Source organism: Saccharomonospora iraqiensis subsp. paurometabolica YIM 90007, assembly GCF_000231035.2.
In the GTDB taxonomy this organism is placed as follows: Bacteria; Actinomycetota; Actinomycetes; order Mycobacteriales; family Pseudonocardiaceae; genus Saccharomonospora; species Saccharomonospora paurometabolica.
In genome coordinates, this window is the sequence record NZ_KI912240.1 from 2,669 (window position 1) to 7,809 (window position 5,141).

Below are 5,141 nucleotides of genomic sequence, written 5' to 3' on the forward strand. Positions count from 1 at the left end.
ACCAGCAGGCCCGCGTCCACCGACGGCGCCGGGCGGAACGCCCGGGCGGGCACCCGGCGGTCGACGGTGAACTCGAACCAGGGCCACCACCGCGCGGTGAGCATCGTGGCGCCGCCGATCCCGGCGCGGCGGCGGGCGACCTCCCACTGCACGAGCAGGATCGCGGTGTGCCAGTGCGGCGCGGCCAGCAGCCGTTTCAGCACCGCGGTGGTGAGGTGGAACGGCACGTTGCCCACGAGCACGTGCGGATGGCGGGGCAGGCGGTAGCGCAGCAGGTCGGCGTGGACGACGTCGACGTGGTCCGGGGTGCGGCGATCGAGTCGCCGGGCGCGGCGCGGGTCGACCTCCACGGCGGTCAGCGGACGACCCAGCCGGCCGAGTGGTCGGGTCAGTGCGCCGTCGCCGGCGGCGATCTCGACGATCGGGTGTGGGACGCGGGCCGCGAGGGTGGTGACCGCGTTGATCACCGACCGGTCGACGAGGAAGTTCTGGCCGAGCTCGTGCGGACCGCCCGGAAGGGCAGAAGACATGGGGATACTCCGGTCACGGAGAAATGGACCGGGCAGCGTCGGACCGCCGCACCGGTATGGCCGAATCGGGTGCGGCCGAGCTGAAAAGTGGTCAGCTCGCCGTCAGGCGCGGCGCAGCCGCGCGAAGAAGACGGCGCGGAACAAAGTCCCCATGCTTCGGAGGGTAGCAGTGCACCGGGCGGTGCATCCCGGGGGTCGGGTGCGAGGTGACCTGGGCTGCACCGCTTTGACACCCGGCGGGGACTCCGCCAGGCTGGAACTCACGGAGGGGAGTACCCGCCCCGCCGGGGTCGTCATTACGGCAGCCCGAAGTGGCAGCCCGGTCCCGGCGCATCACACGCGACACCGTGATGGAGGGGAGACCTCCGGTCCCGTTTTCGTGGAACCGGAGGTCGTGGTGACAGTCGCGTGGTGGGCCTGGGCCGGTGTGCTCGCGGTCATTCTGATGATGCTGGCGGTCGACCTGATCGCCCACCGCACGGCGCATGTCGTGGGGGTCCGGGAAGCGCTGGCCTGGTCGGGCGTGTGGGTCGCCCTCGGCGTGACCTTCGGGCTCGTCGTGTGGTGGTTCTGGGGCGCCGAGTTCGCGGGCCAGTACTTCGCCGGGTACGTGATCGAGAAGTCGCTGGCGGTGGACAACGTCTTCGTCTTCGCGATCATCTTCAGCTACTTCGGTGTGCCGCGGAAGTACCAGCATCGGGTGCTGTTCTACGGCGTGCTGGGGGCGCTGGTGTTCCGCGCCGCGTTCATCGCCGCCGGGTCGTTCCTGATCGCCAGCTTCTCCTGGATCCTGTACCTGTTCGGCGCGTTCCTCGTCTACACGGGCATCAAGATGGCGCGTCAGGGCGACGACGACACGGTCGACCCGGACCGCAGCATCGTGTTGCGCGCCTTCCGCCGGGTCGTGCCGATGACCGACACCTTCCACGGGCAACGGTTCTTCGTGCGGCAGGCCGGCCGGTGGGTGGCCACTCCGCTGCTGGCCGTGCTGGTGCTGGTCGAGGTCAGCGACATCGTGTTCGCCGTCGACTCGATCCCGGCGATCTTCGCGGTGACGCAGGAACCGTTCCTGGTGTTCACCTCGAACGCGTTCGCGATCCTCGGGTTGCGCGCGATGTACTTCCTGCTGGCCGAGGTGATGCACCGCTTCGTCTACCTCAAGGCGGGTCTCGCGGTCGTGCTGGTGTGGGTGGGCGTGAAGATGCTGCTGCTCGACGTCGTGCACATCCCCACGTGGCTGTCGCTGTCGGTGGTGGCCGCGGTGCTGACCGGCGCGATCGTGGCCAGCTGGGTGCGGACCCGCGGCAGCACCGCCCCGCCCGCGGCACCCGCCGCGCCCGGGTTCTCCGACGATGCGGAGAGCGCCCAGTCGGAGAGCGCCGACTCGCCGTCCGGGAGCGTCGACTCGGCGTCCGGGGGTGTCGACTCGCGGGCGGGGAGGGACGACTCGCGGGAGTGAGGCTGCCTCAGGCGACGCGGAGGTGGTGCAGGGCGATGCCGGCGGCGACGCTGACGTTGAGGGTGTCCTTGCGGCCGTGGGACCGGATCTCCACCAGGCGGTCGCAGGCGTCCCGGATCTCCGGGGTGATGCCGGCGACCTCGTCGCCGAGCACGAGCGCGACCCGCGCCGGTGGGGCGTAGTCGGTCAGCGGCACGGCGGTCGGGTCGAGTTCGAGGCCGACGACGGTGTAGCCGTCGGCACGCAGCGATTCCAGCAGGGCCTGCACGTCGTCGTGCCGGTCGAACGGCATGGTGCGTTCGGCTCCGGCGGCGGCCTTGGCCAGCCTGCGGGTCTGCAGGTCGCGCAGCCGCGGGTCCCGCGGGTCGTCGGCGTAGGTGGGGTACGGGGAGAACCCGGTGACCCACACCCGGTCGAGGCCGAAGAACTCACCGGTGCGCAACAGCGACCCGACGTTGTGTGCCGAGCGGATGTTGTGCGCCACGACCACGATGCTGCGCCGGAGCTCGGCGGTGCCGTTTCGTTCCACGATCCGCGGAGCCTACCCAGCCGCCCGCGGGGGCGGATCAGCGGTGGTGTGCGCGGGCGGTGAGGAAGTCGTCGACGAGGCGGGCGCAGAAGTCGGCGCCGACGGGCTCGTGGGTGACCAGCCGGTTGAAGATCAGCGGCCCGACCAGTTGGGCCAGGGCCGTGGCCACGTCGAGGTCGTCCCCGAGTTCGGCGGCGGCGTCCGGGCTGGTGAGCACGGCGTCGAACGGCTGCCGGTACTGGTCGACGATGCGGCGGCGCAGCCTGCGCCGTCCGGGGCGTTCGTCGTCGGCGGCCGGGACGGTGTCCATGCCCAGCCAGGACAGCACGGTCGCGTACAGGGGGGCGTCCTCCAGCAGTCGGGCCTGCCCGGTGAGCAGGGTGACCAGCCGGTCCCGCAGCGGCCCGCTGTCCGGGGCGGGCGCCACCGGGGGCAGGAGCTGTTCGAAGGCGGTGGCGAGCAGGTCGGTGCCGGTGGCGAAGTGCCGGTACAGCGTGGCGCGGGCCACGCCCGCGGTGCGGGTGACGGCGTCGATGGTGACGGCCTGCACCCCGCCCTCGGCCAGCAGTCCGCTGGCGGCCTGCACCAGCCGGTTGCGCGAGCGCACGACGCGGGGGTCGCGGTCCCGGCCGCCCTCCTCGGGCGGGTCCGGGGGTGTCGCGGCACGGGAATCCGGCATCCGCCTCTCCGATCAGTGCTGGTCGTTCGTGGTCGCGACGACGGTCCCCATGATCCCCTCCCGCCGCCCGCCGCAACTGTGAGACTATCGGTCTCGTTGCAAGACTGACAGTCTCGTTTTCCGTCGGAGAGGTCCGGTCCATCATGTCGCACTCCCCCCACACCCCCGGCCGCACCCGGTGGCGCCGCTTCGCCGCCGTCCTGCTGCCCGCACTCGGGGCGGTCGGGCTGATGGTCACCGGGGTGGTGCAGGGCGTGTTGCCCGTCTCGGCCGCCGTGCAGGGCCAGCAACGCCTCAAGGTCTCCGTTGACGAGATCTCCGCGGTCGGGCACGGCGGCTTCCCCCGGTTCTTCCGCACCCGCGACGGCGAGGACCGCACCGTCGTGGCCGTCGGACTCTCCGACGTCGAGGCCCGCGGCCTGTGCACCTCCGGCGCCGTGGACACCCCGCTGGGCCGGTACGTGCTCCGCCTGGAGACCGCGCCGGACGCCCCGCCCCTGCACGCGGGCGACCTGCGCATGGCCATCGAGAGCATCGACGGTGTGGACGTGGCCGGGCAGACACTGTCGCTCAACCGCGCCGACACCGCCCCCGACGGCACCCCCCGCGACAGCGGCCCGGAGGGGACCCTGCCGATCAACGCCCGCGCCCTCATGATCGGCATCCACGCCGACGTGCGCTGGGTGACCGCCGCCGACCTCGACCTCTCCGGCGTCGACCTCACCCTCGGCCGCGACACCGAGGAGTGCTTCTGATGCCCGAGGCCCCCACTCCGACGACCGACCCGGCCCCCCGGGACACCGGCCGATCCCCCGCCCGCCGGGTGTGCGGGGCCTTCACCCGGTGGCGCCGGTCCCGCCCGTTCTGGGGCGGCGCGTTCGCCGTCGCCGGCGGGCTGACCATCCTGTTCCTGCCCGCCGGGCGGTTCACCGTGCTCACCCTGCCCGGCACCGCCGGGTTCGCCGGATTCCTGCTCGGCGGACTCATCGCCGCGCTCGGCCTGCTGTGCTGGGCGCAACCGGAGCACCGCGGGGTGGCGTCGGTGACCATCGTGGTGCTGGCGCTGGCCTCGTTCGTCTACAGCAACCTCGGCGGATTCGGCATCGGCATGCTGACCAGCCTCGTGGGCGGCGCGCTGGCCTTCGCCTGGACCCCACAGCCCGATTCCACACCGGACAACGCGGCCCGGCCGGGCGGGACCGACGACACCCCGACGGATCCGGCCCCGGACACCCCGGCCGGGGAGTAGCGGCCCCGCAACCCCATCGGGGCGGCGGTGGCGCCGATCCGCCGGTCAGTCGTCCGCCTCGACGCCGCGTCGTTCGAGCTCGGCGAGATCGGCCCGCATCGTCCGGACCACCTCGGGCGGGTGCGGCTCCCAGTCGGTGACCTCGTCGAGCACCCGCAGCGGCTCCCGGGTGCGGTAGGACCGCGTCGGATTCCCCGGGAACCGCATGTCGGTCAGGTTGGGGTCGTCCTCGAACGGGCCGGTGGGCTCCACCCGGTAGATCCGGCCCGGCCCCGCGCCCACCGCGAGTTCGGCACCCCAGGTGGCCGCATCCAGCGTCGCGGTCAGATAGATGTGGTTCGCGGCCTTCCCGGCGCCGAAATTGGTGCTGTGCCCGGGAACCAGCAGATCGCCCGGCTTCAGATCGGCCTTCGTGCCGTGGTAGAAGGGCCCGGAATCCGCTGCGGGAACACTCGACTCGTCGTTCATACCAACCCCCAGGAACGCGAACGATCGAAGATGCCAGGTTAGCGCACCGGCCGTCGGCCCGCCCGGTTCTCACGCATTCTCGGCCCGCCGCCGCAGCAGCGCGCGTTCCCGGTCGTTGCCGGCGAGGTTGGCCGCGCGGGCGAACTCGCCGCGCGCCTCGTCGTGCCGCCCGAGCCGGGCCAGCAGATCGCCCCGCACGCTCGGCAGCAGATGGTAGGACCGCAGCG

General features: G+C 72.5%; 7 protein-coding genes and 1 pseudogene. 3 read left to right on the top strand and 5 right to left on the bottom strand.

The features are described from left to right. The coding region (locus tag SACPADRAFT_RS0213255; RefSeq protein WP_007026407.1) for an rRNA adenine N(6)-methyltransferase family protein at positions 1 to 530 on the bottom strand (530 nt) is incomplete at its 3' end. A 397-nt stretch (positions 531 to 927) separates the two neighbouring features. Between SACPADRAFT_RS0213255 and SACPADRAFT_RS27540 the strand changes: the two genes are divergently transcribed. Beyond that, positions 928 to 1,989, top strand: a complete 1,062-nt coding sequence (locus SACPADRAFT_RS27540) for a TerC family protein (RefSeq protein ID WP_051442456.1) — start codon at positions 928 to 930, stop codon at positions 1,987 to 1,989. A 7-nt stretch (positions 1,990 to 1,996) separates the two neighbouring features. On the opposite strand, the gene SACPADRAFT_RS0213265 is transcribed toward SACPADRAFT_RS27540, so the two are convergent. Then, the gene (locus SACPADRAFT_RS0213265) at positions 1,997 to 2,518 is read right to left on the bottom strand and encodes a TrmH family RNA methyltransferase (RefSeq protein ID WP_007026409.1); all 522 of its coding nucleotides are present in this window, start codon (positions 2,516 to 2,518) and stop codon (positions 1,997 to 1,999) included. A 37-nt stretch (positions 2,519 to 2,555) separates the two neighbouring features. Further along, on the bottom strand, positions 2,556 to 3,197 hold the full coding sequence (locus SACPADRAFT_RS0213270) for a TetR/AcrR family transcriptional regulator (protein WP_007026410.1): 642 nt from the start codon (positions 3,195 to 3,197) through the stop codon (positions 2,556 to 2,558). 143 nt (positions 3,198 to 3,340) lie between these two features. Here SACPADRAFT_RS0213270 and SACPADRAFT_RS29920 point away from each other — a divergent pair, with 143 nt between their 5' ends. Together SACPADRAFT_RS29920 and SACPADRAFT_RS27550 are read left to right on the top strand one after the other, a co-directional pair. Beyond that, complete coding sequence (locus SACPADRAFT_RS29920) at positions 3,341 to 3,952, top strand: DUF6230 family protein (RefSeq protein WP_007026411.1); 612 nt, start codon at positions 3,341 to 3,343, stop codon at positions 3,950 to 3,952. Next, positions 3,952 to 4,446, top strand: coding sequence for a DUF6114 domain-containing protein (locus SACPADRAFT_RS27550; RefSeq protein WP_007026412.1), 495 nt, complete (start codon positions 3,952 to 3,954; stop codon positions 4,444 to 4,446). Before SACPADRAFT_RS29920 ends, SACPADRAFT_RS27550 begins: the two co-directional genes overlap by 1 nt. A gap of 45 nt (positions 4,447 to 4,491) precedes the next feature. Here SACPADRAFT_RS27550 and arr read toward each other — a convergent pair whose 3' ends face one another. Both arr and SACPADRAFT_RS0213290 read right to left on the bottom strand, forming a co-directional pair. Beyond that, a complete protein-coding gene (arr, locus tag SACPADRAFT_RS0213285; protein ID WP_007026413.1) occupies positions 4,492 to 4,914 on the bottom strand; it encodes an NAD(+)--rifampin ADP-ribosyltransferase in 423 nt (140 codons plus the stop codon). A gap of 69 nt (positions 4,915 to 4,983) precedes the next feature. Beyond that, a pseudogene (locus SACPADRAFT_RS0213290) lies at positions 4,984 to 5,141 on the bottom strand (RNA polymerase subunit sigma-24); the annotation flags it as partial.